This window comes from Streptomyces lacrimifluminis (genome assembly GCF_014646095.1).
Classification (GTDB): Bacteria; Actinomycetota; Actinomycetes; order Streptomycetales; family Streptomycetaceae; genus Streptomyces; species Streptomyces lacrimifluminis.
On sequence record NZ_BMMU01000010.1, the window covers coordinates 198,306 to 222,677 of the forward strand.

23 protein-coding genes are annotated in these 24,372 nt (G+C 70.6%); 13 read left to right on the forward strand and 10 right to left on the reverse strand.

Features of this window, described 5'->3' with window-relative positions; translation table 11 throughout:
* Positions 1-50: 50 nt before the first annotated feature.
* The 5 genes from IEY89_RS17550 to IEY89_RS17570 all read left to right on the forward strand — a co-directional run bounded on the left by IEY89_RS17550 (position 51) and on the right by IEY89_RS17570 (position 6,001).
* The gene (locus tag IEY89_RS17550; protein WP_189148349.1) at positions 51-1,040 is read left to right on the forward strand and encodes a malate dehydrogenase; all 990 of its coding nucleotides are present in this window, start codon (positions 51-53) and stop codon (positions 1,038-1,040) included.
* A gap of 219 nt (positions 1,041-1,259) precedes the next feature.
* Positions 1,260-3,023 (forward strand): AbeC-like domain-containing protein, encoded by a 1,764-nt coding sequence (locus IEY89_RS17555; RefSeq protein ID WP_189148350.1) that lies wholly within the window; start codon positions 1,260-1,262, stop codon positions 3,021-3,023.
* Positions 3,023-3,376, forward strand: a complete 354-nt coding sequence (locus IEY89_RS17560; RefSeq protein ID WP_189148351.1) for a hypothetical protein — start codon at positions 3,023-3,025, stop codon at positions 3,374-3,376. The genes IEY89_RS17555 and IEY89_RS17560 overlap by 1 nt, the downstream gene beginning before the upstream one ends.
* Positions 3,377-3,386: 10 nt before the next feature.
* Complete coding sequence (locus IEY89_RS40675; RefSeq protein ID WP_229695274.1) at positions 3,387-4,778, forward strand: serine/threonine kinase C-terminal domain-containing protein; 1,392 nt, start codon at positions 3,387-3,389, stop codon at positions 4,776-4,778.
* Positions 4,779-4,828: 50 nt separating this feature from the next.
* The gene (locus tag IEY89_RS17570) at positions 4,829-6,001 is read left to right on the forward strand and encodes a DUF5954 family protein (RefSeq protein WP_189148352.1); all 1,173 of its coding nucleotides are present in this window, start codon (positions 4,829-4,831) and stop codon (positions 5,999-6,001) included.
* Between the two features lie 169 nt (positions 6,002-6,170).
* On the opposite strand, the gene IEY89_RS17575 is transcribed toward IEY89_RS17570, so the two are convergent.
* Genes IEY89_RS17575 through IEY89_RS17585 form a run of 3 tightly spaced genes read right to left on the reverse strand, consistent with a single transcriptional unit; the run spans position 6,171 to position 7,926 of the window.
* Positions 6,171-6,788 carry a hypothetical protein gene (locus IEY89_RS17575; protein WP_229695275.1) on the reverse strand — a complete coding sequence of 206 codons (618 nt, stop codon included), beginning with the start codon at positions 6,786-6,788 and terminating at the stop codon, positions 6,171-6,173.
* A 29-nt stretch (positions 6,789-6,817) separates the two neighbouring features.
* Positions 6,818-7,108 carry a DUF397 domain-containing protein gene (locus IEY89_RS17580; RefSeq protein ID WP_189148353.1) on the reverse strand — a complete coding sequence of 97 codons (291 nt, stop codon included), beginning with the start codon at positions 7,106-7,108 and terminating at the stop codon, positions 6,818-6,820.
* The gene (locus tag IEY89_RS17585) at positions 7,105-7,926 is read right to left on the reverse strand and encodes a helix-turn-helix domain-containing protein (protein ID WP_189148354.1); all 822 of its coding nucleotides are present in this window, start codon (positions 7,924-7,926) and stop codon (positions 7,105-7,107) included. The genes IEY89_RS17580 and IEY89_RS17585 overlap by 4 nt, the downstream gene beginning before the upstream one ends.
* 180 nt (positions 7,927-8,106) lie before the next feature.
* Here IEY89_RS17585 and IEY89_RS17590 point away from each other — a divergent pair, with 180 nt between their 5' ends.
* Genes IEY89_RS17590 through IEY89_RS17600 form a run of 3 tightly spaced genes read left to right on the forward strand, consistent with a single transcriptional unit; the run spans position 8,107 to position 9,297 of the window.
* Positions 8,107-8,523: a hypothetical protein gene (locus tag IEY89_RS17590; protein ID WP_189148355.1), complete on the forward strand. Its 417-nt coding sequence runs from the start codon at positions 8,107-8,109 to the stop codon at positions 8,521-8,523.
* Entirely contained in the window at positions 8,520-8,801 is a 282-nt protein-coding gene (locus tag IEY89_RS17595; protein WP_189148356.1) for a DUF7848 domain-containing protein, read from the forward strand. The genes IEY89_RS17590 and IEY89_RS17595 overlap by 4 nt, the downstream gene beginning before the upstream one ends.
* 4 nt (positions 8,802-8,805) lie before the next feature.
* Positions 8,806-9,297, forward strand: coding sequence for a carboxymuconolactone decarboxylase family protein (locus IEY89_RS17600; protein WP_189148357.1), 492 nt, complete (start codon positions 8,806-8,808; stop codon positions 9,295-9,297).
* Positions 9,298-9,382: 85 nt separating this feature from the next.
* Here the strand turns inward: IEY89_RS17600 and IEY89_RS17605 are convergent, their stop codons facing one another.
* From IEY89_RS17605 to IEY89_RS17630, 6 genes are read right to left on the reverse strand one after another with little or no spacing between them, the layout of a single operon-like run.
* Positions 9,383-10,210, reverse strand: a complete 828-nt coding sequence (locus tag IEY89_RS17605) for an aminotransferase class IV (RefSeq protein ID WP_189148358.1) — start codon at positions 10,208-10,210, stop codon at positions 9,383-9,385.
* Positions 10,211-10,235: 25 nt separating this feature from the next.
* Positions 10,236-11,468 carry an FAD-dependent monooxygenase gene (locus IEY89_RS17610; protein ID WP_189148359.1) on the reverse strand — a complete coding sequence of 411 codons (1,233 nt, stop codon included), beginning with the start codon at positions 11,466-11,468 and terminating at the stop codon, positions 10,236-10,238.
* On the reverse strand, positions 11,465-13,051 hold the full coding sequence (locus tag IEY89_RS17615) for a class I adenylate-forming enzyme family protein (protein ID WP_189148360.1): 1,587 nt from the start codon (positions 13,049-13,051) through the stop codon (positions 11,465-11,467). Before IEY89_RS17615 ends, IEY89_RS17610 begins: the two co-directional genes overlap by 4 nt.
* A 59-nt stretch (positions 13,052-13,110) precedes the next feature.
* Positions 13,111-14,706 (reverse strand): benzoate-CoA ligase family protein, encoded by a 1,596-nt coding sequence (locus IEY89_RS17620; protein ID WP_189148361.1) that lies wholly within the window; start codon positions 14,704-14,706, stop codon positions 13,111-13,113.
* Entirely contained in the window at positions 14,703-17,003 is a 2,301-nt protein-coding gene (gene pabB / locus IEY89_RS17625) for an aminodeoxychorismate synthase component I (RefSeq protein WP_189148362.1), read from the reverse strand. Before pabB ends, IEY89_RS17620 begins: the two co-directional genes overlap by 4 nt.
* A gap of 34 nt (positions 17,004-17,037) precedes the next feature.
* Positions 17,038-17,673, reverse strand: a complete 636-nt coding sequence (locus IEY89_RS17630) for an antibiotic biosynthesis monooxygenase (RefSeq protein WP_229695276.1) — start codon at positions 17,671-17,673, stop codon at positions 17,038-17,040.
* Between the two features lie 200 nt (positions 17,674-17,873).
* On the opposite strand from IEY89_RS17630, the gene IEY89_RS17635 reads away from it, so the two are divergent.
* The gene (locus IEY89_RS17635) at positions 17,874-18,653 is read left to right on the forward strand and encodes a DUF3050 domain-containing protein (RefSeq protein WP_189148363.1); all 780 of its coding nucleotides are present in this window, start codon (positions 17,874-17,876) and stop codon (positions 18,651-18,653) included.
* Between the two features lie 126 nt (positions 18,654-18,779).
* Here IEY89_RS17635 and IEY89_RS17640 read toward each other — a convergent pair whose 3' ends face one another.
* Positions 18,780-19,622 (reverse strand): hypothetical protein, encoded by an 843-nt coding sequence (locus tag IEY89_RS17640; protein ID WP_189148416.1) that lies wholly within the window; start codon positions 19,620-19,622, stop codon positions 18,780-18,782.
* 137 nt (positions 19,623-19,759) lie between these two features.
* On the opposite strand from IEY89_RS17640, the gene IEY89_RS17645 reads away from it, so the two are divergent.
* From IEY89_RS17645 to trpS, 4 genes are all read left to right on the forward strand, one after another.
* Positions 19,760-20,128: a hypothetical protein gene (locus IEY89_RS17645; RefSeq protein WP_189148364.1), complete on the forward strand. Its 369-nt coding sequence runs from the start codon at positions 19,760-19,762 to the stop codon at positions 20,126-20,128.
* Positions 20,129-20,136: 8 nt separating this feature from the next.
* Positions 20,137-21,345 carry a glutathionylspermidine synthase family protein gene (locus IEY89_RS17650; protein WP_189148365.1) on the forward strand — a complete coding sequence of 403 codons (1,209 nt, stop codon included), beginning with the start codon at positions 20,137-20,139 and terminating at the stop codon, positions 21,343-21,345.
* Positions 21,346-21,586: 241 nt separating this feature from the next.
* Positions 21,587-23,035, forward strand: coding sequence for a glycine hydroxymethyltransferase (locus tag IEY89_RS17655; protein ID WP_189148366.1), 1,449 nt, complete (start codon positions 21,587-21,589; stop codon positions 23,033-23,035).
* A 144-nt stretch (positions 23,036-23,179) separates the two neighbouring features.
* Complete coding sequence (gene trpS, locus IEY89_RS17660; protein WP_189148367.1) at positions 23,180-24,193, forward strand: tryptophan--tRNA ligase; 1,014 nt, start codon at positions 23,180-23,182, stop codon at positions 24,191-24,193.
* Positions 24,194-24,372: the final 179 nt, after the last annotated feature.

Consider the following 24,372-nt stretch of genomic DNA (forward strand, 5'->3'; position numbering starts at 1 on the left):
CCGAACCGGGGCAGCGACGCCCCACCGCCAGCTGTCATACGGAGAACGCCATGACCCGCACTCCCGTGAACGTCACCGTCACCGGCGCGGCCGGCCAGATCGGTTACGCCCTGCTCTTCCGCATCGCCTCCGGCCAGCTGCTCGGCGCGGACGTGCCGGTCAAGCTCCGCCTCCTGGAGATCACCCCGGCGCTCAAGGCCGCCGAGGGTACCGCGATGGAGCTGGACGACTGCGCCTTCCCGCTGCTCCAGGGCATCGACATCACCGACGACCCGAACGTGGCCTTCGACGGTGCGAACGTGGGCCTGCTGGTCGGCGCCCGCCCCCGCACCAAGGGCATGGAGCGCGGTGACCTCCTGGAGGCCAACGGCGGCATCTTCAAGCCCCAGGGCAAGGCCATCAACGACAACGCCGCGGACGACATCAAGGTCCTCGTCGTCGGCAACCCGGCCAACACCAACGCGCTGATCGCCCAGGCCGCCGCTCCGGACGTACCGGCCGAGCGCTTCACCGCGATGACCCGCCTGGACCACAACCGCGCGCTCACGCAGCTGGCGAAGAAGACCGGCTCGACGGTCGCCGACATCAAGCGCCTGACGATCTGGGGCAACCACTCCGCCACCCAGTACCCCGACATCTTCCACGCCACGGTCGGCGGCAAGAACGCCGCCGAGGTCGTGAGCGACGAGAAGTGGCTCGCCGAGGACTTCATCCCGACCGTCGCCAAGCGCGGTGCCGCGATCATCGAGGCCCGTGGCGCGTCCTCGGCCGCCTCCGCCGCCAACGCCGCCATCGACCACATCCACACCTGGGTCAACGGCACGGCCGACGGCGACTGGGCCTCCATGGGCATCCCGTCCGACGGCTCCTACGGCGTCCCGGAGGGTCTCATCTCCTCCTTCCCGGTCACCACGAAGGACGGCGTGTACGAGATCGTCCAGGGCCTGGACATCAACGAGTTCTCCCGCGCCCGCATCGACGCCTCCGTGAAGGAGCTGGCGGAGGAGCGCGACGCGGTCCGCGCCCTCGGCCTCATCTGAGCCCCAACCGTCTTGCTCTCGGGCCCCGTTCAGGCTTCGGCCGGACGGGGCCCGGGTGTGTCCGGCTCCGCCCCGTGAACGTTGCCCGTGCGACGGTCCGCGGGCCCTGACAATCCGCCGTCCCTCAAACCGCTGTCCCCGGACCCCTCCGCCCCTCTATGCTGATGGGCTGTCAACTGGCCCTCTGGCAAGGGTCGTTACACGCATCGGGGGAGCAGCGTGAGTACCGCGTATGTGCCGCAGCAGCCACAGCCGTCACCGGCCGCACCGCCCGCACCGGCGCCCGTACCGCCGCACGCCAGTGAGGCCACCCGGCTGCTGTGCGCGGGCACCTACCTGGACTCCGGATACCGCGACCAGGTCATCGAGGAACTGCATCTCAACGAACAGCGGATCGTGGCGCCCTCGCTCGGCTTCGACGCCGCCCGCGTCCTCGCGCACGCCCTGCGGGCCAGACGTCAGGAGCTGATGTGGGCCGGGGCGATCCTGGGCCTGTGGGTGATCGGCACGGCGCTGACCGGCGGTCTGCTCGCCCTTTTCCTGTTCCCCGTCGCGTACATCGCGGTCGCGTCCTGGATCCGGGGCCGTGACGCGTACCCGCCCCTGTACCGGCGGTTGCCCGCCTTCCTGCTCCGCTGGTGGGGCCGAATCCTGTTCGCGATGCTGCTGTTCTTCACGGCGGCCGTCGCGTTCGGCGTCCTGGACGACGACTCGGCGAGCGGTTCGTCCTACGGTTCGTCCTCCGGCCTGTACGGCGACGGCTACTCCGACTCGCCGAGCGCGAGCGACGTACTGGTGCCGTCCGGCGACAGCGTCAGCGAACTGATCGGTCTGTGGCAGGCCTGGGCGACGTTCGCGATGTTCGCCCTGATCGCGCTGTGCGTGGCCGCGCAGCGCGGCCAGTTCGCCAGGGCGCTGGCGGCGGAACTGTCCCCGCAGCGCTTCCCGGACGCCGCCTCGGACCCGGCCGAGCAGGCCGAGGGGCAGCGGTTCCAGCGGCTCAAGGACCGCATCCGGCTCGAACAGCACGCCCCGTTGATCATGTACAACGAGGCGCGGCCGTTCCGCGGGGCCGGCGCGGCCTACCAGACGTGGGTGCTCGCCGTGGAGCTGCGGCCCGACGAGATGAAGAAGCAGCAGCCGCTCGGCAACCGTGTCGTGCTGGAGAAGATCCGGCCGCTGATCGAACAGCTGCGGCTGCCCGCCGAGTACGCCGGTCAGCTCGGGCGGGACCGGCTGCGCCGGCTGGAGATCGACGAGTGCGTGTTCCTGCCCGCCGAGGGGATCCGGCGGCGCGAGGAGGCGCCGTACCACCCGCAGGCCTTCGAGGAGCACCGGGCGCGCGCTGTCGAGGAGGGCGCCGAGAAGAGACGGCACTTCCTGCGCATCCGGGTCGGCGGCTGGGAGGAGGAGCTGGTCGTCACGGTGTTCGTGCGCATCCACACCCAGGGCCGCATGCTCACCCTGGAGGTCGCCCCGCACGTGCTGACGCCGGTGCGGGAGGACTTCAAGAACGCCGACCGCGCCGCCCATCGCTACCTCAACAACAACGCGCTCGGAAAGGCGGCCTGGGCCCTCGCCCAGGTCCCCGGCTCCGTGGCCCGCTCACTCCTCACGCTGGGCAAGGGCCTGCTGTACGTCTGGCGGCTGCTGACCGGCGGCCACGCCGGGGCGCTGCCCGACGGGCCGGGCCTGTCCGTGCGGGAGCTGGGCTCCGTATCCCTCGGGTCCGACTTCCAGGAGATGGACGTCCTGCGCTACCTCAAGAACGTGCAGGACCGGGTGGCCAACGGGGTGCGGGTCGCGCTGGCCGAATCCGGTTACCAGACCGGCGAGTTCATGCAGAAGATCGTCAACATCAACAACAACGGCGACGTGACGAACATCGCCCGGGTCGAGAACAGCACCTTCGCGGTCGGCCGGCACGCCTCCGCCTCCTCCACGACCGGCGGCACCGCGCCGCAGACGGGATCCGGTACCTGATGACCACCGACGAACCGAACGTCAGTATCGGCGATGTCTCGCACAGCACCTTCGCCATCGGCAGCCACGCGCGTGCCGTCGGCCACCACGGCACGGCTCCCCAGCGCGACGAGGCCGCCGAGGAACTGCTGAAGGCGGTACGCGAGCTGCGCGCCGACCTGACCCGGGTGCGCGCCAGCGAGGAGACCGACGCACTGCGCGCGGCCCTGGAGGAGACGGAGGAGGAGATCACCCGCACCGGCCGGGCGGCTCCCTCGCGCCGGGAAAGACTGCGGGAGCTGCTCACCGACTCCCAGACCCTGCTGAGCGTGCTCGCGTCGGCCGGGGCCGTGGCGGGCCTCGTGGGGCTGTGAGGGGACCACGATGAGCGGGGGATCGCGGTACTGGAACGAGGAGACGCAGCGCTGGGAGGACGCCGAGAGCCGCAGCACCGCTCCGACGACCCCACCGCCACCGCCTCGGCCGGCCTTTCTGCCGACGGGGCAGGGGGCAGCGGGCACGGACGCGCCCGCAGGGGGCGCGGACGCGTTGGCCTACGGGCCGCCGGCCGGTGCGGAGGGGCTGCCCCTCGTATCGGGGCCGGCCGGGGCGCCCACCGGCTCCGCGTCGGCCGGGTGGCCGGGCACGCCGGTCCACGGGCCGTCGGCCGCTGGTCCGGCCGGTGTGGCCGGTGTGGCCGGTGTGGCCGGTGCGGATGAGTGGCCGCACGTGCCCGAGGCACCCTCCGGCTCCGTGCCTGCCGGGTGGCCGGGGGCGGTGGGGGCGGGCGCGTCGGACGTCGATCCGGCGAGTGCGGGTGAGTGGCCGCCCGTGGCCTCGTCGGCCGAGGCGCCCACCGTGTCCGCGCCCGTCGGGTGGCCGGGGGCCGCTGCGCAGAGCGGCTGGCCCCCGGCGGCTGCCGGAGGGGCCACGACGGACGCTGATGGTGGCGGTCTCTTCGCCGAGGAGCCGAGCGTGTCCTGGCCGCCCGCCGGCCAACCGGCCACGCCCGCCGCCACCGGTGGCCCGAGACGGCGGCTCATGTGGTCCGTGCTGATCGGGGCCGCCGTCGTCGCTGTCGCCGTGAGTCTGGTGCTGACCTTCGTGGTCCGCCCCGGGGACGACGACAAGGACAACCGGACGACCACGGCCCAGGAGTCCACGGCCTCCCCGGCGTCCCCCACGCCCGTGACGTCGGAGCCGACGGACGTGACCCGGTCGCCCACCGAGGGCACGGCCTCGCCCTCCGCGTCCGTGTCCGAACCGCCCGTCGGTTACACGGTGCACGAGGACGAGGAGGGTTTCCGGATCGCGATCCCCGAGGGGTGGAAACGCACCACGGCGGACTCCTCGTACGGCATCCGCGTGGTCAACTACCGCGACTCGGACCGCACTCACCGGATACAGGTGTACCAGGTGTCGGAGTCGTCGCCGGACGCGTCTTTCGACCTGTTTCTCTCGGACGAGACCCCGAAGGCGCCCGGTTTCACGCAGATCGGCAGGGAAACCCTCGACGACGGCACCTTCACGGGATCGAGGCTGGAGTATCTGGCCGACTCGATACGGGGCGAACCCGACCTCGGCACCTGGCACGTCTACGACGAGCGTTTCGTGGCCTCGGACAGCAACATCTACGCGATCGCCGCGTACGGCCCGGACGCGGACGGCCGCGACGACGAACTGGAGCTTCTCACCACGGCGTTGGACTGGTTCTGCCCGCCCCTCGGCGCCTGCGAGGCGGAGATTCCACAGGATTCCACACCTCAGACCCCCTGAATTCGGTGAAATCACGTGTCCGGCAGGCCCGTTGTGTGCACGCTCAGTGCATGAGCGACTACAGGGATGATGTTCCGGCGTATCTGACGATCCGGGTCACCGCCCAGGAGGGCCCGATCGCGGCCTTCGCGGAGCAGGAGGCCGCGGAGGCCGCCCGGCGGTACCCCGACCTGATGGGGGTGGGCATCCCCGAGTTCTTCCATGCCAGGGAGCGCGAGACGGGTGGCTGGGAACTCCACGGCTACGGCAGCGACACCCCGCAGGGCTCCCGGGACTCGCTCGGCTCGGAGTTCCGGTTGCACGCCAGGGACGCCGAGGAGGCCGGGGACGAACTTGCCCGGCGCAAGTGGATGGCGGCGGCGGTGCGCATGGACCGGGAGGTCGTGAACGACCTGCGGGTGCGCGGCGAGCGCTTCCGGATCGTGCGCGCCTCCCGCTTCGTCCGGATGGGGCCGAACGGGCCCGAGCCGCCCCGCCCCTCCGACCCCGACCCGGCGGAGGTCGGCGAGGCGTACCGGGTGGGACCGCGCACCAAGGGCTTCGTGGTCGATCCCATCACCGGCACCGGGCTGTCCGACGGCATCCTCAAACTGGACCTCATCCAGTTCGTCGGCGTCGCGCCCGGCGCACCGCAGGAGGTCCGGGACGAGGCTCGGCGGGCCCTGCACACGCACCCGGGCGGGGTGCTGCTGCCCGCCGTCTACATGATCTCCGAGCGGGTGGACGGGAGTTGGCGGGCGCACAATCCCGGCTCCTCGGACTCCACACCCCAGGGCGCGCGGGACTCCCTCGCCTACTGGCTGCGCGTGATGGCCCCGTTCACCCTGCGGCTGAGCGAGGAGAAGGCCGCCGAGTACGCCCTGGCCGCCGACCGCGTCGACGAGAAGCGCTCCAACGTCGCGACCGTCGACGGCGTCCGCTACCGCGTCACCCGGGTCGAACGCCTGATCAGGGTCGGCCCCGACGGCCCCGAGGGCCCGCGCCCCTCCGACTTCGACCCGGAACCGCCCGTGGACGTGCAGACCCGCCGCCTCAAGGAGCAGGGCCTGTGGCGGGAGGAGGACGACGAGCCGATCCCGCTCAGCGAACGCAGCCTGGAGTTGAAGCGCCGCTGGGACGCGGAGGAGGAGCGCCGCCGGACGGTGCGCGAGAGCAGGAAGAAGGCGAAGGGTGACGGGGTGACGGGGTCCGGGCTTACGTCCGGGCCCACGTCCCCTGCCTGACCCCGCCGACGAACACGTGAGCGACGCCTCGATGCCGGACCGCAGCAGCGGCGGTACGGCGAGCGGGGCGCCGATGGGGTAGACGCACCTGGTGCCCGCCGCGACGGGCAATGCGGCCCGCTCGACGGCCCGTTGGGGGTCCTTGCCGCCGCTGTCGGAGACTGGGGGTTCAGGAGGCTGTGGGTGGGGCGAGGGGAGTGATCTCTCCGGAGGGGGGAGCCGCATGTCCTTGCTGACCTGCCTCTGCCCTCCGCCACTCCACCTCCCTGGTGGTCAGCGGGCCGTGGACGCTGTACACGTCGCCGACCCGGAGATTGTCCGGCGTTTGGTACTCGCCGTAGGTGCCTATGACGGTGACGGCGACACGGGACTCGGGCTGCCAGAACGTACGGAAGTACGGGCCGAACCCCGGGACTGGCGGGATCTCCAGCAGGGGGACGCCGCGCCGCGCCAGCAGACGCCGCAGCTTCTCGAACCGGAGCCTGGGGGTGAACCGTCCGTACCGGGCGCGGAACACGTCGTGGACGTCGCTGCGGTCCCGGCGCGCGAGCCGGTGCACCTGAAGGGTGAAGTGGTGGCCCGACCAGGGCTGGTCGGGGGAAGCGCGGTCCCAGAAGAACTCGGCGAAGCCGTAGCCGAGGCACATGGTGTGATCGTTGAGGAAGCCCTCGGCGACGTCCGGCCCCAGAACCTTGGCGACATGCTCGGGAGAATCCGCGTGGCTCACGCCGAACACGGTGCCGGTGGTGACGACGTCCATGTAGAACGCCAGGGAATACGGAGTCAACGGCCGATCCTCGCTGCGTCAGCCGTCGCTCAGCGCCCTTGCTTCTCTTTGACCTCGGTGACGAACGATGCCCAGGCGGAGGAGGCGAAGAGAACCGCCGGGCCGTGGGGGGACTTGGAGTCGCGGACGGGGACGATGTCGGCCACGCCGTCGCCGACTTCGAGGCACTCGCCGCCGTTGGGGCTGCTGTAGCTGCTCTTGCGCCATGCAACGGGCAGCTCGTCCGCACTGATCGTTCCGCCGACTTCGAGGCAGTCGCCACCATTGGTGCTGTAGCTGCTCTTGCGCCACACAACAGACAGCTCGCTTGCGCTGATCATGTGTCCAGCTCCTTCAGATGCCTGCGGATCAACTCGGCCGACGCGTCGGGCGACAGGGCAACCGCCCTGAGCAGATCATAGGCTCGGATCCCCTCGGCCACCTCGTCCTGGCCAAGGGCTGTTCGACCCTGGGAGAAGCCGTCTACGAAGAGCACGTCCGGCCCTTCATCGAACCCAAGCACCGTGAACGGACCTGCTAGACCGGGATGCTCGACCACAGTGCGGGGGATGATCTGGATCACCGTGCGGGGATGTTGGCCCGCCTCCAGTAGGCGTTCGAACTGGCCGCGCATCACGGACTCACCGCCGATGTGCCGCATGAGCACGTACTCGTCCACGATGAACCAGGTCCGGGGGCGATCCTCGCGTTCGAAGATCTCCTGCCGCGTCATTCGGGCGGCCACCAGGTCGTCGAGGTTGTCCGGCCGGACGGCGACCAACATGGAGCGTGCGTACTCCTCGGTTTGCAACAGACCGGAGAGGATCTGGCTCTGGAACGACCGGATGGACACGGCCTCACGTTCCAGCTCCACGAACGGCAGGAACCAGGACGGATACGCGTAACTGATGACGAGCGGGTGCAGCCGCGCGAAGTGGCCGTCCGTCTTCAGCGCGACGTCGAGGTCGCGCGCGAGGTCCAGAGACGGAACCCGTTTCGCCGCCTCGACCTTCGACAGCATCGACTGGGTGGTGTGGGCGAGGCGGGCCGTCTGCTCCTGGGACAGCCCTGCCTTGGTGCGCAGGCGGGTCAACTCCGTGCCGAAGAAGGCCAGGAGGGACTTGGTGGGGTCAGGGGCGGGGTCGGTCTCGACGGTCATTCGCAAACCTCCTCCGTCATGACCAGGGCCTGGTCATGGGGGCCTGCCATGACCTCGGCTCAGTCATGGCGTTCTGCCTGGTGAAGCTACCCAACGGAGCGCAACGCTGTCTCCACAACCGGTAGTTGCCCACCCCAACGGGGCACAGGGGCACAGGGACGCATCGACGTGGAGAAGCGCGTGGAGACAGACAAGTGTGCGGGTACGGCCCCGGAGGCCGGAGCGGTTCTGTACGACGAGGAGGCGGAGAGGGTCGGGGAGTACCGGGCGAAGGTCGGCCCGTATCTTCTGCTCCGCCCGCTCGGCGGCGGCCGGGAGTGGGAGGCGGCCCCGGCCGACGTACGCCCCGCGACTCCCGCCGAGCAACTGAGCGCCAAGGTGCGGGCGGTGAACGACCAGGCCGTGCGCAACCGGGCGGAACCGGTGAACGGGCCGAGCCGTGAGGTGTGCCGCCCGCCGGTGCCGGTCCCCGGCTGTGCGGAGTGCGCCGACCTGGGTGACCGACGCGCCCTCGCCCGCGCCGGGTTCGACTGGAGCGGGGAGACGGACGCGAACGTCCTGCTCCGCTCCCACCAGCGCCGGGACCACGGCGCATGACCCGCCGGATCTTCCGCTACGTGCCCTACACGATCGTCCAGGACCAGACCGCCGAACCGGAGTACGCGGCGCGCTGTGTGTCCGGTGACGAGACCGACTGCGGAGCTGCCTCCGGCGTACGGCAGGGCCCGGCGGACGTGGAGGAGTGGCAGCGCAGGCACACGCAGGACACGGGGCACAATCGCTACCGGCGTACGTTCGCCGACTATGCGGTCTGGGAGCCTCAGGACGGTCCCTCCGGGAATTCATCCCGGAGCGCTTTTCAGCGTATACAGTAATCCCATGACCGCCACTGAACCTATATCCCGAGTCGCCCTCAAGAAAATCACCCCCGAGGTCTCCGCCTCGATGGGCGCCCTGCACGGTGCCGCTGTTTCCGCCGCGCAGGACGCCAAGGTCGAACCCGAACTCCTGGAACTGATCCGGATTCGCGCCTCCCAGCTCAACGGCTGCGCTTTCTGCCTCGACATGCACACCAAGGACGCCCGCGCCCAGGGCGAGACCGAGCAGCGGATCTACGCCCTGAACGCCTGGCGGGAGACCCCCTTCTTCACCGAACGGGAGCGCGCCGCACTGGCGTTGACCGAGGCCGTGACCCTGGTGCAGGACGGACACGTCCCCGACGACGTCTACGCCGAGGCCGCCGCCGTCTTCGACGAGGCACAGGTCGCGGCGTTGATCTGGGCGGCCACCGTCATCAACGCGTACAACCGGATCGCCATCGCCACGCGTATGGTTCCCGGGGGTTATCAGCCGGTCCAGAAGAGCAACTGAATTCAGGCAGGAAAAGGCAGGGAGGGGCAGGGTAGGGCGAATGTGAATGCGCCCTACCCTGCCCCTCCCTTTGTGTGGCCTTTTGTTATTGCAGTGGCTCTGCCACGCCTTCCAGCCATAGCCGCCATTCGGCGGCCCGTACCGCCCGGCCCGCCCGCATGGGCGGTTGCGCTCCGCCCGTCCATTCCGTCACCGGGCGGATTCCGTGCAGCGCGTTCACGAGCCACACCTCACAGCCGTCGAGGTCGGCGAGAGTACGTTCGCGGTGGGCGACGCGGACGCCGGTGCGCTGGGCGTGTTGCTGGATGAGGGCGACGGTGACTCCGGCCAGGACCGGGAGTTGCGGCGAGGGCAGGCACAGGGTGTCGTCCTCCCACCACAGGAGGCTGGAGTGGATGCCCTCCAGGACCACGCCCGAGGGGGCGATCAGCACCGCCTCGTCCGCGCCCTCGGCGATCGCCCGTTGCCGGAGCCGGGCCAGAATGTCCAGGTCGGGACCCTTGCGGCGGGGGACGGTACGCGCGTCCAACTGGCCCACCGCCCAGACCCGTACGCCCGTGCCGAGCGGAGGCGCGGGGCGGAGAAGAAGCCTCAATTCCCTGGACTCGGCGCCTAGTTCAACTCGGGGAAACCATTCCCCGGTGCGCGGCAGCGCGTCGGTCATGTCCCGCCAGAAGTCCACCAGTTGGCGCAGCGAGGGGCCGCCGGAGTCGCCGCAGGCCCGCAGGAATCGCTCCCGGTGCCGGCCGAGGCCGCGTACTCGGCCGTCGCGCAGCAGCCAGGAGTCGGCGACCACCAGTCGCTCACCGACGGCCGGGACTCGGTCGTGTGCGTCCGGGCCGGTCAGGCCCCGGCGCGGCGACCACGTCAACAGCCCTTCCGTGGCCGATGCTTGTGTTGCTGTTCGCGTCATCAAGTGCTCTTTCCTGATACCTCGGTCAGTACGTGCGGCCCGCCACCGCCGGCGCCCCGTTCCGGGGCCCGTACGGTGCGTGCTCCAGCCACGATCCGCACCACGGCAGCACCGGCGCGAGGGCAGCCGCCGCGCGCTGCTTGGCCCGGACGATCCGGCGCCGTGGCCGCAGATGGTCCAGCGCGTTGCCGGCGGCGGCGCTGTTGAACACGGCCGCCGCGTGCCGTACTTCGGCGAACTCGGCGACCGCTCCCACCAGCCCCGTCCTGGCGACCGCCGCGATGGCCTCCGCCGCAGCCGCCGCGTCCGCGATCCCGCTGTTCATCCCGCGCGCCCCGAACGGCGGGAACAGATGCGCCGCCTCCCCGACGAGCAGCACCCGCCGGTGCCGGTCGGTGAACGCGTCCGCGACCTTGCGCAGGAAGCGGTACGTCGACACCCACAGGATCTGGTTCCCGTACCCGGGCGCCTCCAGCACCGCCGGCAGCCAGTCCCGTACGGCCTCCTCCGTTCCGTACGCCTCCAGCGGGTCGTCGTCGCGGCACTGGAGGTCGACCTGGAAGCCGCCGGTGAAGGGCACCCGCATCACGCTCCGGCCGCCCACGCCCGGGTGTTCGTAGTGGAAGACGCGCTCCAGGGGGAGTTCGGCGCCGGGGATGTCGGCGACGTCCACCACCACGTGGAACCCCTCCGACCGGGTGCCGTCCATGGTGATCCCCAACTCCGCCCGGACCGCCGAGCGTGCGCCGTCGGCGGCGACCACATGGGTGCCGTGCCAGACGCCGCCGCCGGAGTCGGTGAGGGTGACCCCGGTCGGCGAGGACCGGACGCCCGTCACCCGCACGCCCCACGCGAACTCCACGCCCGCGTCCCGGCAGGCGGCCCGCAGGAAGCGCTCGGTGTCCACCTGGCGCAGGCTGGTGAAGGGCGGGGTGGCCGCAGGCGCCTTCGGCTGCTCGGGGAAGGTGCGGGAGTAGACCTCGCGGCCCCGGTACAGCGTGCGCCGGGTGTGCCACGTGCGTCCGTACGACGCGAACTCGGCGGCCAGTCCCGGGCGCATCCCGTCCAGCAGGCGCAGGGTCTCGCGGTGCACGAACAGGGCGCGGCTGCCCGGGCGTTCACGGTCCTCGGGGTCCGCCTCCAGTACGGTGACCGGCAGCCCGTGGGCGCGCAGACCGAGGGCGGCGGAGAGACCGACGGGACCCGCGCCCACGACCAGGACCCGGTCAGGGGCAGTGTCGGTGTCCGGGGGGTTCATGTGCGTGCGCCTTCGGCGAGCATGCGGGTGATCTCCACCCGTTTCACCTTCCACGTCGCCGTCATCGGCAGCTCCTCGAACCGCCACTGCCGGGGCTCGGCCATCGTCGGCAGATCGGCGGTCGCCTGGCGCCAGCGGTCCGGGTCCAACGGCATCTCGTCCCGTACGCAGACCACCGGCACCGGCTCACGGTCGGCGCCCGGCACGATGACGACCTCGCGCAGCTCCTCCAGCCGGTCCATCAGCGTGTCCTCGACCTCCAGGTTGCTGTGCACGGAGTCGATCCGGTCGATCTCCCGGTCGATGAGATACAGCGCGCCGAGCCTGCTGCGGTACCCCATGTCGCCCATCTGCCACCATCCGTCGCCGTCGAGCTGGCGCAGATACTGCTCGCGCGCGCCGAGATAGGTGAGGATGCGCCCACGCGTACGCGCTTCGATGCGACCGGGTTTGCCCGGCGCGGCCGGCCGGCCGTTGTCGTCGGTCACCCGGACCCGGGTGAAGCCGGGAATCCCGATCCCGACCCGGCGTCCGTCCACCTTCGCGACGCCGCGCCGGGTGAACCACTGGAAGGCGACGGGCCCGGTCTCGCTCTGCCCGTACAGCTGGATCAGCCAGGCGCTACGGCGCTTCGAGGCGCCCAGCAGCCGCCGTACGGTCCGTGGGTGGATCGCGTCGAACGTCGACCCGTACGACCGTACGCGCGACAGCGGTTGACCCGGTGCGTCCGCCAACTCCTCCCACAGGACAAAGGTGTTGGGGTGGGTCTCGACGATGCCCGGGCGATGGCGGGCGAGCAGCGGGCCCACAGCGGCCGGGGCCGGGTCGGTGATCAGGAGCAGCGGGCTGCCGAAGTGCAGGAGCACGCCGAGGAGATGGTAGAAGCGCGAGTGCACGAACGACATGTGCAGCGCGGCCGTCTCCCCGCGCGTGGGCCAGCCCATCGCCTGCTGCGGTACGAGACGGTTCCACATGGTGTTCGCGCAGTGCACGGCGAGCTTGGGGATGCCGGTGGTGCCCGAACTGTGGGTGATCAGGGTGGGTTCGCGGGGGTGGAGGCGGACGGCGGCGGCGGGCTCGGCCCCCGCGTACCTGGCCAGCGGCTCGGCGCCGGGGGTGTCGGCACCGGTGTCGGCGTCCACGGAGAGGGTCCGGCGGACCAGCGGGGCAAGGTCCAACTCCGCCAGCGCACCGGTGAGTTTGGCGCTGTCGGTGAGCAGCCAGGGGCGGTGCAGACGGGCCAGCAGCTGCGCGACGACCGGTCCGGCGAGGCCCGGGGACAGCAGCACGGGGACCGCACCGATACGGGAGACGGCACAGGTCAGCAGCACGATGTCGACGTTGTCCGTCTTGTGGACGACCACCTCCTCCGAGGGCCGCACCCCGGCCGCCCACAGCTGGGCCGACAACTCCTCGACCAGGTCGGCCAGTTGGACGTAACTGAGGTTGACGCCGAGACCGGGACTGACGTCGAGCGGCCGGTCCAGGGTGACGAAGACGGCTCCGTGGCGGTCGGCGGCCCGCCGGAAGACCGGGCCCAGATAGAAACCGCGGTCGGCGAGCAGGGGCTGCGGCTGTGGCATGCGCCCGGTCCTTCCTGTCGTACGGCGGGTGGTCGTGGAGGGTGTGGTGGTCGCCGGGGTCACCAGGCGCCCCGGCGGACCAGATGGCGGCGGAGTTTCCCGGTCGGGGTGCGGGGCAGCGACGGGACGAAGCTGACGCTCCGGGGGACCTTGAAGGCGGCGAGCCGGGCGTGGGCCAGCCCGATGAGCTCGGTCTCCAGACCCGCCCGGACCGGCCCGACGGGGACGACGAAGGCACGCAGTCTGCTGAAGCCCCGCTCGTCGGTGAGAGCGGCCACGGCGACCTCCTTCACCGCCGGGTGGGTGTGCAGTACGGCCTCCACCTCCAGCGGCGAGACCGTGATGCCGCCGACCATCTCCAGGTCGTCGGCGCGGCCCAGATGCCGGTAGGTGCCGTCCGGTTCACGCACCGCCCGGTCCCGGGTGGCCAGCCAGCCGCCGACCAGTGAACGGGCGGTCTCCTCGGGCCGGTTGAGATAGCCGCTCGTCACCGTGGGCCCACGCACCCAGAGTTCGCCCTCGGTGCCCTCGTCGGCGTCGGGTAACCGGAGCCCGGCGCGGTCGCGCAGCTCGACCTCGAAACCGGGGACGGGGTGGCCGACCGTACCGGGGTGGTTGTGGTCGAGGCTGTTGGCGCAGAAGGCGTGCCCGGCCTCCGTGGACCCGATCTGCTCCAGCACCGGCGCGCCGAGCAACTCGCCGACCTGCTGTCCGAGCCCGTCCGGCAGCCCCTCGCCGGCCGATACGGCGGCCCGGACGGAGGCGAAACAGGCCTGGTGTCCGTTGCCCCGGTCGGCGACCAGGGCCGCGTAGGCGGACGGCACGGAGTAGAGCAGCGTCACCCGGTGGCGGGCCACGAGTTCGTCGACGGCGGCCGGGGTCGGGCGCCGGTCCACCAGGACGGCCGACGAGCCGGAGAAGAGCGGGAAGACGAAGGCGTTGCCGAAGCCGTAGGCGAAGTAGAGCTTCGAGACGGAGAGGGTGACGTCGTCCTCGGTGATCCGCAGCAGACGGCGTCCGATGAGGTCGTGGTAGGTCTTCGGGTCGCCGTGACAGTGCACAACTCCCTTGGGGCGTCCGGTGGTTCCCGACGTGTACTGCACGTACAACGGCGTGTGCGCGTCCACCGGGTGTGCGGTGGTGGTGGGTTCGGCGGTGGGGGCGAGGGCGGCGAGCTGGTCGGCGCCCAGGAGGGGCCGCCCGGCGAAACGCCCTTCGTCGCCCTCGCTCTCTTCCGTCCAGGGTCCGGTCACGCACAGCACGGCCTCGGCGTCCTCGGCCATGAACGCGTGGTCGGCGGGCGGGAGTTCGGGGTTGACCAGGACGGCTACGGCACCGAGCCGGGCGGCGGCGAGGAAGGCGGTGACCCAGGTGATGCCGTCGGGCAGCGCGAGGAGCACCCGGTCGCCGGGCCCCACCCCGTGCCGGGCGAGCACCGTCGCGGTACGGGCGGCCAGCTCGTGCACCTCGCCGTGCGTCCAGGAGCGGTGCCCCTGGTGGCTCTGGTGGAAGGCGGCCCGGTCGCTCCAGCCGCGCCGTTCGGCGAGGGCGGCGAGATGGGCGGCGAGATTGCCGGGGGCACCGGCATCGGCGGGGAATTGCGCGGCTGCGGCTGCGGGCGCCGGGGGAGCGGTGGTGGACGGGTGGGTCGTCATCGGGCGGCCTCCTCGGCGGCGGCCGACAGGGACGAGGACCGCGGATACTCCCGGTACTCCCGGTCGCCCTCGTAATGCTCCTCGTACTGGGCCTCGGACTGCTCCTGGTACTCCTGGTAGGCCCGCATCTGCGCGGACGTCTTCAGGAGCATCTCGTCGTACTCCGCGACCGGGTCCGAGCCGAGGATGATCGCGCCGCCCGCGCCCAGCTGCATCTCGCCGTCGGCGATCACGGCGGTCCGGATGACGATGCTGAGGTCCGCACCGCCGCCGCACCCCAGATAGCCGAGGGCGCCGGAGTACACGCCACGGGCTTCGGTCTCCAGCTCGTCGATGATCTCCATCGTGCGGAGCTTGGGCGCGCCGGTCATCGAGCCGCCGGGGAAGCAGGCGCGGACCGCGTCCACCGAGTCGGTGCCCTCGCGCAGCTGTCCCTCGACGTAGGAGACGAGCTGGTGCACGGTGGCGTACGTCTCGGCGACCATGAGCCGGGAGACGCGTACCGTCCCGGTGCGGCAGACCTGGCCCAGGTCGTTGCGGAGCAGGTCGACGATCATCAGGTTCTCGGCGCGCGTCTTGTCGTCCGCGGCCAGTGAGTCCCGGAGCCGGTCGTCCTCCTCCGGGTCGTTGCCCCGCGGGGCGGTGCCCTTGATGGGCCTGGCCTCGGCCATGCCGTCGCGGGTGATCCGCAGGAACCGCTCGGGGGAGGAGCCGGCCACCTCCAGGTCCCCGAACCGCAGGAACGCCGCGTACGGCGCCGGGTTGACGCGACGCAGGACCCGGTAGTAGTCGTACGCGTCGGTCGGGGCGGGCATCCGGGCCGCGTTGGTCAGGCAGACCTCGTAGCTCGTGCCGGCCGTCAACTCCCGTCGGCAGGCCGCGATGTCGGCGAGATAGGTGGCCCGGTCGCGCACCAGCCACGGTTCCGCCGAGGCGGGGTCAGGCTCGGCTGCCGGCACGGGCAGCGGCGGCTGTTCCCCGGACACGAAGGAGAGTTGGGCCAGCGCGCTGTCGAGCCAGTCGGCGGCCTCCAGCGTGGCCTGCGGAGTGTCCTCGGCGACGCAGACGGCGTACGTGCAGCCGTCCTGGTGGTCCACCGCGATCAGCCGGTCGGCGAACAGCCAGCAGGCGTCGGGGGTCTGGGCCTGGTGGACGTTGGAGGGAGCGGAGGGAGTGGAAGGAGCGGGGCCGCCGGTGTTCCGGGACGAGGGGCCGCAGTCGGCCTTCGTCTCGTACCCGAAGTAGCCGACGTATCCGCCGGTGAAGTCGAAGGGCAGTCCGGTGGCGTCGACATGACGGTACGTCAACTGCCGTTTCAGGTAGTCGAAGACGCTCGCCCTGACCTTGCGCGTCGGCCGCCCGGCCCGCTCGATCTCACAGACGCCGCTCGTGACGTCGTAGCGCACGAACTCGGCGAGCGGACCGGAACCGTCCCCGAGGAACGAGAACCTCGACCGCCCCTTCTCGACCTGGGAACTGTCCAGCCAGAACGCGCGCGGCGAGCCGGCGTACATCCGGCCGAAGGCGGCCTCCGTGTCCACGGCGGTGGCGATCCGGCGGGTGTGCAGACGGTGGGTGGGGCGCTGCTGAGGCGGGCGGCGCTGCGCGGGGATGCGGGCGGTGCGGGGGACGAGCGTGGGGGAGGGGAGCTCGGGCATCGCCGCCGCGGTGCGGGTGACGGCGGTGTTCTTCGTCCGGAGCTTGCGGGCGCGTTCCGCCGTGAGGTTGCGGAAGTTCATGAGCATGCGGCGCCCGTACTCGGTGAGGACCGACTCCGGGTGGAACTGCACTCCCCACAGGGGGCGCGTGCGGTGCCGCAGCCCCATCAGGACGCCGTCCTCGGCCCAGGCGGTGGCCTCAAGGGTGTCGGGCAGCGGCTCGCGCACGGAGAGGGAGTGGTAGCGCACGGCGGTGAAGTTCTGCGGCAGCCCCTTGAAGAGGTCCCGCTCGTCGTGCCGGATCGTGGAGAGATGCCCGTGACGCGGCTCCGGGGCGGGCGCGATCCGACCGCTCTCGCCGAGCGCGATGCCCTGGTGACCGAGGCAGACGCCGAGTACGGGTATCCGCGACTCGGCGAGTACACGTGCGCTGATCCCGAAGTCGCGGGCGGCGGCGGGGTGCCCGGGCCCGGGGGAGACGACCACGTTCTCGAACTTGTCGAATTCCAGCAGACTGTCGACTCTGCTGGTCAGCGCGTCGTTGCGGATAACCGTCGGCTCCTCGCCGTTGACCTCCGCGATCAGCTGGAACAAGTTGTACGTGTACGAGTCATAATTGTCGATGAGCAGGGTCTTCACCCGCCCACCTCCCTTGCGTCGTTCATGCCGCCGTTCATGCGGTCCGCCTTTTGTGCCGTCCACGAAGTGCCTGGAGCGGCGGGTAGAGCCATTTCTTGAAGAAACGCTGAAGGCGCGGCATGAGAATCCAGGTGACGAGTGCCGTCACGGCCAGACACAGCAGTAGAGTGCGAATGAGTGCATTGACGCCACCGAGAAAGGGAAGAACGGTCAGATTGAATACGAGCACGGGTGGAAAAACCGCGCTCATATTAACGAACCAAAGCTTCCATTTGTCCGGCGGGCGCGGTGGGGAGGGCGGTGCCGGGGTGGTGGCCGGTAAGTCCGTCTGGGAGTCGAACCACACTTTGGAGCCTCGGACGGTACGGCGCCCGGTCTCCCGGGCGAGCCCTTCCGCCCGGCCCGCCCACTGTGCCCAGTTTGGGGAGTTCTCCCAGGCCAGGGCAGTGTTCTCGCTGTCGAAGCGGTAGACCACATGCCACTCCGCCTCTCCGTCGACAAGCACGCCTCCCCCCAGGAAACCCGGCTCACGCGCCCTCGCGCGCAGCACGGCCCAGCCCCAGGAGTGGAACTCGGTCTCGCGGCCCGGGATCACTTGATACGCCACCGTGACGGTGACGGGATTCCTGGTCACCCTGTCGTATACGCAGCGAGAACCGATCACGCTCAAATCTTCAACGAAGATTTTCGAAACCTCCTCCAGGATGTCCGGAAGGTTACTTTTTATCGGTTTTTAGGGCGGCTTGCCGTGCTCTTTCGATCAATAATCGGGGTAACTTTTATGGAATTCGGGAAAGGGCTTGCCCGGGGGAGCGGGAAAGCTGCACGATCGCCATTCGATCGTCATTCGGCTGACGCGAGGGAGATTTCATGTCCAGGTACGACTGGGATGTGACCCACGAAGGGATCGAGCGGGCCCGGTCCGTGATCGACCCGGTGCGAAAAGAAGTGACCGCCCACCCGATTTACCAGCGGATAAACACTCGGGAACACCTGGCGACGTTCATGGAACACCATGTGTTCGCGGTATGGGACTTCATGTCCCTGCTCAAGTCGCTGCAGCGGGAGCTGACCTGTGTCGACGTCCCCTGGGTGCCGCGCGGGTCGGCGGTGAGCCGGCGCCTCATCAACGACATCGTGCTCGTGGAGGAGAGCGACGAGCTGAACGGCGGCTTCACCAGCCACTTCGAGCTGTACCGGGCCGGTATGGCCGAGGCGGCGGCGGACACCTCCCGCATCGACACCCTCGTCGCCCTGGTGGGGGAGGGGCACGATCTCGGCTCGGCGCTCCGTGTCGCCCAAGTCCCCGGCCCCGCAGCCGAGTTCGTCCGCACCACGTTCGAGATCGTCAACGGCCGGCCACTGCACTGCCGGGCCGCGGCCTTCGCCTTCTCCCGCGAGGATCTCATCCCGGACATGTTCGACCAGGTCATCAAGGAGGAGGGCACCGACCGCTTCCCCCTGTTCCGCGACTACCTGTCCCGCCACATCGAGGTCGACGGCGAGGAGCACACCCCCATGGCGATGCAGATGGTCGCCGACCTGTGCGGTACGAGTGACGAGCACTGGGCGGAGGCGGCGGAGACGGCGACGGACGCGCTGGAGGCGAGGGTGCGGTTGTGGGACGGGGTGGTGGAGGGGATGGCGTGACCGTCTTCAGCCCGTCCGGGGGTCCCCCTCTGGGGGTGTTTGAGGACGAGCGCGTTCAGCGCGACAGGGGGGTTCGGGGGCGCGGCCCCCGAGGACGGGACGGGTAGGGGCAACGGGGGGTGGGGCCTAATCCGGTGCCTCACCGAACCGGGCCAACGCCAGCGCCCCCACCACGGCGACCCCGAACCCCGCCACCGCCAGCCACCCCAACCCCTCCCGGGTACGGTCCCCGAGACACACCACCCCGATCACCGCCGGCCCGAGCGTCTCCCCGATCACCATCCCCGCCGTCGGCACGGTCACAGCCCCCCGCTGCAACGCCGACGTCAGCGCCAGAAACGCCGCCCCGCCTCCCACCACCAGCGCGTACACCGCCACGTTCGTCACCAGCGCCCCCACCGACACCTCGTCGACGAGCCGCACCGACACCTCGACCACCCCGAACCCGAACCCGGCACCCAACCCGAGCACCAGCCCCCGTACCCGCTCCGGCAGCCGCCCGCCCAGCAACCCCAGCACCAGCACACCCAGCGCGGTCGCGAGCATCGCGTACCTCAGCGCGTCCGGCCCCGCCCGCTCCCCCTCCGTGCCCGACGCCAGCCCCAGCATCCCCAGCCCGGCGCACACCACCCCCACCGAGGCCCACTCCACCCCGCTCAGCCGCACCCGCAGCAGCCGGGCGGCGACCACCGCGGTGACCGCGAGACTCGCCGCCAACGCCGCGCCGACGGCGTAGATCGGAAGGGACCGCAACGCGGCGATCTGGAGGAGGAAGCCGAGCCCGTCCAGGGCCAGCCCGGCGATGTACCGCCACTGTCGCAACGCCCGCAACAACAACGCCGCGTCGCCGCCCGGACCGCCACCGGAACCGCTGCCCGGACCGGCGGCATCGGCCGCCGCCCGTGCGGCCATGGCCTGCAACACCGTCGCCGTACCGAAGCAGACCGCCGCGCCGAGCGCGCACACCATTCCAAAGAGCACAAAGCGACTCTAGGCGGGCAGAAGTCGGGTGGGAGGAACAGGGGGCCAGCCGAGCACAGTCCTTGGACGATCTTTAAGCTGAGGGGAACTTCAAACCGGTCCAAACACCAACGGGGAGCACGAACATGGCTGACGCACGCAGACAACCGGGCAGAAAACTCCGCTCGGGCACCGTCGTGCTCGGCGGCATGGGCCTCCTCGCCGCCGCTCTCACCGCCTGCTCCTCCGACGACCCCGACAAGCGCTGCGTCGACCGCGACAGCTACAAGACCGGCAAGGGCTACAAGGTCGTCGCCGAGAAGAACTGCAAGACCAGCACGACCGTCAACGGCGCCCACTACTACGGCGGCAAGAAGAAGTCCGGCTGGGTGAAGGGCGGCTCCTTCACCAAGTCCGGCAAGGGCAGCGGCAGTTCGAGCAGCGACGACGGCAGCAGCCACACCGGCGTCTCCCGAGGCGGCTTCGGCGGCGGCGACAGCGGCTCGGGCGGCTGAGCCCCGCCATGGAGCGCCGCACGATCGAGCCCCGCCCCGGCTGGCAGCAGACCGTCGAGGCACAGGGGCTCGTCTACCCGCTCACCCGCCACCCCGACGACTCCCTGCGGCCCTACTGGGACGAGAGCGCGTACTACGTCTTCTCGCTCCCGGAGGTGGAGGCGCTGGAGGAGACCGTCGAGGAACTCCACGCCATGTGCCTGGCCGCGGCCGACCACATCGTCACCGCGAACCGTTTCGCCGACCTCGGCATCACCGACCCGCGCATCGCGGCAGCGGTCGCCGAGGCCTGGCACCGCCGAGCCGAACTCCCGTCCGTCTACGGCCGTTTCGACCTCCGCTACGACGGCACGGGCCCCGCGAAGCTCATCGAGTACAACGCCGACACCCCCACCTCCCTCGTCGAGGCCGCCTCACCCCAGTGGTTCTGGATGGAGGACCGCTTCCCCGGCGCAGACCAGTGGAACTCCCTGCACGAACGCCTGATCGCCGCCTGGCAGAAGCAGGCCGCCCTCCTTTCGCCCGGCAGCCCCCTCCACTTCGCGCACTCCGCCGCCGACGAGATCGGCGAGGACCTGATGACCGTCGCGTACCTGAAGGAGACGGCGGAGCAGGCGGGCCTCGACACCGAGTGGATCTCCATGGAGGAGATCGGCTGGGACCCGCTCTCCGGCCGCTTCGTCGACAACCAACTCCGGTTCATCCGCAGCTGCTTCAAGCTGTACCCCTGGGAGTGGCTCACCACCGACGAGTTCGCGGACCATGTCCTCGACACCCTGGACAACGGCGGCGGCACGGGCAGCACCCTGTGGATCGAACCGGCCTGGAAGATGCTCCTCAGCAACAAGGCCCTCCTCGCCGTCCTCTGGGAGCTCTACCCGGACCACCCCAACCTCCTCCCCGCCTACCTGGACGGGCCCCGGGAGCTGGCGCACACGACCGGTTACGTCGCCAAGCCGCTGCTGGGCCGGGAGGGGGCCGGCGTGACGGTCCACGAGCCGCACACCGCCCCCGTCCCCGCTCCCGCGGCCGACCTCGCGAACCCCGAAGAGCTTTGCTGCTATCAGGAGTTGGCCCCCCTCCCCGCCTTCGACGGCAACCACGTCGTCCTCGGCGCCTGGGTCGTCGAGAACGAGTCGGCGGGCCTCGGCATCCGCGAGTCGGCCGGCCTGATCACGGACGAGTACGCCCGCTTCCTGCCCCACGTGATCCTCTGACGCCCGTGCGGCGGACGTCCGACACCCGTGCGGCGGACGTCGCTCGCATGGTGGACAGGGCGGCTCGGCCCTCCGGCCTGCCCGGTAGGCTGACCGGCGGGCCGTGACTGGCGCGCTGGGATGGGACCGACCATCGGGAAGCGGCCCCAGGACCCGTCGCAACCCGTTGCCGGGATCCGTGAGTGAGTGCCGTGCGCCTGGGCCGAGCCGTGAACGCCGAACGCCACGTCCGGAGGTCCCCATGTCAGCCGAGTCCCTCTCCACCGAATCCACCGCCTTCCGCAGCGCCCTCGACGTGATCCGTGCCGTCGAACCGCGCGTCGCCGACGCCATCGGCCAGGAGGTCGCCGACCAGCGCGAGATGCTCAAGCTGATCGCCTCCGAGAACTACGCCTCCCCGGCCACCCTGCTGGCCATGGGCAACTGGTTCAGCGACAAGTACGCCGAGGGCACGATCGGCCGCCGCTTCTACGCCGGCTGTCGCAACGTCGACACCGTCGAGTCCCTCGCCGCCGAGCACGCCCGCGAACTCTTCGGCGCCCGGCACGCCTACGTCCAGCCGCACTCCGGCATCGACGCCAACCTCGTCGCCTTCTGGTCCGTCCTCGCCGACCGCGTCGAGGTCCCGTTCCTGGAGAAGACCGGCGCCCGCCAGGTCAACGACCTCTCCGACGCCGACTGGGCCGAACTGCGTCAGGCCTTCGGCAACCAGCGCATGCTCGGCATGTCCCTGGACGCCGGCGGCCACCTCACCCACGGCTTCCGCCCCAACATCTCCGGCAAGATGTTCGACCAGCGCTCCTACGGCACCGACCCGGCGACCGGCCTGATCGACTACGAGGCGCTGCGCGCGACGGCCCGTGACTTCAAGCCGCTGATCATCGTCGCCGGCTACTCCGCGTACCCCCGTCTCGTGAACTTCCGGATCATGCGCGAGATCGCCGACGAGGTCGGCGCGACCCTCATGGTCGACATGGCGCACTTCGCCGGCCTGGTCGCGGGCAAGGTCCTGACCGGCGACTTCGACCCGGTCCCGCACGCCCAGATCGTCACCACGACCACCCACAAGTCGCTGCGCGGCCCGCGCGGCGGCATGGTCCTGTGCGACGACTCCCTCAAGGACCAGGTCGACCGCGGCTGCCCGATGGTCCTCGGCGGCCCCCTCCCGCACGTCATGGCAGCCAAGGCCGTCGCCCTCGCCGAGGCCCGCCGGCCCGCCTTCCAGGACTACGCCCAGCGCATCGTCGACAACGCCCGCGCGCTCGCCGAGGGCCTGATGAGCCGGGGCGCCACCCTCGTCACCGGCGGCACCGACAACCACCTCAACCTGATCGACGTCGGCTCCTCCTACGGCCTCACGGGCCGCCAGGCCGAGACCGCGCTCCTCGACTCGGGCATCGTCACCAACCGCAACGCCATCCCGGCCGACCCGAACGGAGCCTGGTACACGTCGGGCATCCGCATCGGCACGCCCGCGCTGACCACGCGGGGCCTGGGTACGGCGGAGATGGACGAGGTGGCCGGTCTGATCGACCGCGTCCTCACCGCCGCCGAACCGGGCACCACCAAGTCGGGCGCCCCCTCGAAGGCGTCCCACGTCCTGGACACGAAGATCTCCGACGAGATCTCCCGCAGGGCGACGGACCTGGTGGCGGGCTTCCCGCTGTACCCGGAAATCGACCTCGGCTGAGGATTCCAGGAGCGCGGGGCCGCATCGATCTGCGGCTCCGCCGCGGGGTGCGACCAGCCCCCACCGGTCCGCAGTCCCCACGCACCGAACCATCCCCCACGTCCCGGGCAAATCTCACCCTGACCCTCTGAGACAATGGGCAACATGGCCTCTGACCGTCCCCGCGTGCTCTCCGGAATCCAGCCCACCGCAGGCTCGTTCCACCTCGGCAACTACCTCGGCGCCGTACGCCAGTGGGTGGCCCTGCAGGAGTCCCACGACGCGTTCTACATGGTCGTCGACCTGCACGCGATCACGGTCCCGCAGGACCCGAAGGAGCTCACGGCCAACACCCGCCTGGCCGCCGCCCAGCTCCTCGCGGCAGGGCTCGACCCCGACCGCTGCACGCTGTTCGTCCAGAGCCATGTCCCCGAGCACGCCCAGCTCGCCTGGATCATGAACTGCCTCACCGGCTTCGGCGAGGCGTCCCGGATGACCCAGTTCAAGGACAAGTCGGCCAAGCAGGGTGCCGACCGGGCGAGCGTCGGGCTGTTCACGTACCCGATCCTCCAGGTCGCCGACATCCTGCTCTACCAGGCGAACGAGGTGCCGGTCGGCGAGGACCAGCGCCAGCACATCGAGCTGACCCGTGACCTCGCCGAGCGCTTCAACGGCCGCTTCGGCGAGACCTTCACGATCCCGAAGCCGTACATCCTGAAGGAGACGGCGAAGATCTACGACCTTCAGGACCCGTCGATCAAGATGAGCAAGTCGGCGTCCACGCCCAAGGGCCTCATCAACCTCCTCGACGACCCGAAGAGCACCGCCAAGAAGGTCAGGAGCGCGGTCACGGACACGGACACCGTGATCCGCTTCGACCCGCAGGAGAAGCCCGGCATCAGCAACCTGCTCGGCATCTACTCAACCCTCACCGGCACGGATGTCGCCGAACTTGAGCGGACGTTCGAGGGCAAGGGCTACGGTGCGCTCAAGGTGGACCTCGCCGATGTCGTCGTCGACTTCGTGACGCCGTTCCGGGAGCGCACCCAGCAGTACCTGGACGACCCGGAGACGCTCGACTCGATCCTGGCCAAGGGCGCGGAGAAGGCACGGGCCGTCGCCGCGGAGACGCTCGCCCAGGCCTACGGGCGAGTCGGTTTCCTGCCCGCGAAGCACTGAGAAGCACTGAGAAGCACTGAACCGTCGTCGCAGGGGTACCAGTACCACCGCACAGCGCACGACGCGGCATCAGAGCGCTGCACATCACTATGGTTGCGCCTGCCCGCAGACCCGTCGTGGCCGTACAGTCGATAGCCGACCGGTACGAGCAACAGCCCATATGAGCAATACGGGCACGA

Bases quoted from the DNA above. Each gene is read 5' to 3' on its own strand.
- IEY89_RS40675 (WP_229695274.1), top strand. From the start codon at position 3,387: ATGAGCGGGGGATCGCGGTACTGGAACGAGGAGACGCAGCGCTGGGAG.
- IEY89_RS17610 (WP_189148359.1), bottom strand. From the start codon at position 11,468: ATGAACCCCCCGGACACCGACACTGCCCCTGACCGGGTCCTGGTCGTG.
- IEY89_RS17580 (WP_189148353.1), bottom strand. From the start codon at position 7,108: ATGATCAGCGCAAGCGAGCTGTCTGTTGTGTGGCGCAAGAGCAGCTAC.
- IEY89_RS17640 (WP_189148416.1), bottom strand. From the start codon at position 19,622: ATGGTGTGCGCGCTCGGCGCGGCGGTCTGCTTCGGTACGGCGACGGTG.
- IEY89_RS17615 (WP_189148360.1), bottom strand. From the start codon at position 13,051: ATGCCACAGCCGCAGCCCCTGCTCGCCGACCGCGGTTTCTATCTGGGC.
- IEY89_RS17620 (WP_189148361.1), bottom strand. From the start codon at position 14,706: ATGACGACCCACCCGTCCACCACCGCTCCCCCGGCGCCCGCAGCCGCA.
- IEY89_RS17585 (WP_189148354.1), bottom strand. From the start codon at position 7,926: ATGACCGTCGAGACCGACCCCGCCCCTGACCCCACCAAGTCCCTCCTG.
- IEY89_RS17560 (WP_189148351.1), top strand. From the start codon at position 3,023: ATGACCACCGACGAACCGAACGTCAGTATCGGCGATGTCTCGCACAGC.
- IEY89_RS17655 (WP_189148366.1), top strand. From the start codon at position 21,587: ATGTCAGCCGAGTCCCTCTCCACCGAATCCACCGCCTTCCGCAGCGCC.
- IEY89_RS17635 (WP_189148363.1), top strand. From the start codon at position 17,874: ATGTCCAGGTACGACTGGGATGTGACCCACGAAGGGATCGAGCGGGCC.
- IEY89_RS17595 (WP_189148356.1), top strand. From the start codon at position 8,520: ATGACCCGCCGGATCTTCCGCTACGTGCCCTACACGATCGTCCAGGAC.
- trpS (WP_189148367.1), top strand. From the start codon at position 23,180: ATGGCCTCTGACCGTCCCCGCGTGCTCTCCGGAATCCAGCCCACCGCA.
- IEY89_RS17650 (WP_189148365.1), top strand. From the start codon at position 20,137: ATGGAGCGCCGCACGATCGAGCCCCGCCCCGGCTGGCAGCAGACCGTC.
- IEY89_RS17645 (WP_189148364.1), top strand. From the start codon at position 19,760: ATGGCTGACGCACGCAGACAACCGGGCAGAAAACTCCGCTCGGGCACC.
- IEY89_RS17605 (WP_189148358.1), bottom strand. From the start codon at position 10,210: ATGACGCGAACAGCAACACAAGCATCGGCCACGGAAGGGCTGTTGACG.
- IEY89_RS17600 (WP_189148357.1), top strand. From the start codon at position 8,806: ATGACCGCCACTGAACCTATATCCCGAGTCGCCCTCAAGAAAATCACC.
- IEY89_RS17570 (WP_189148352.1), top strand. From the start codon at position 4,829: ATGAGCGACTACAGGGATGATGTTCCGGCGTATCTGACGATCCGGGTC.
- IEY89_RS17550 (WP_189148349.1), top strand. From the start codon at position 51: ATGACCCGCACTCCCGTGAACGTCACCGTCACCGGCGCGGCCGGCCAG.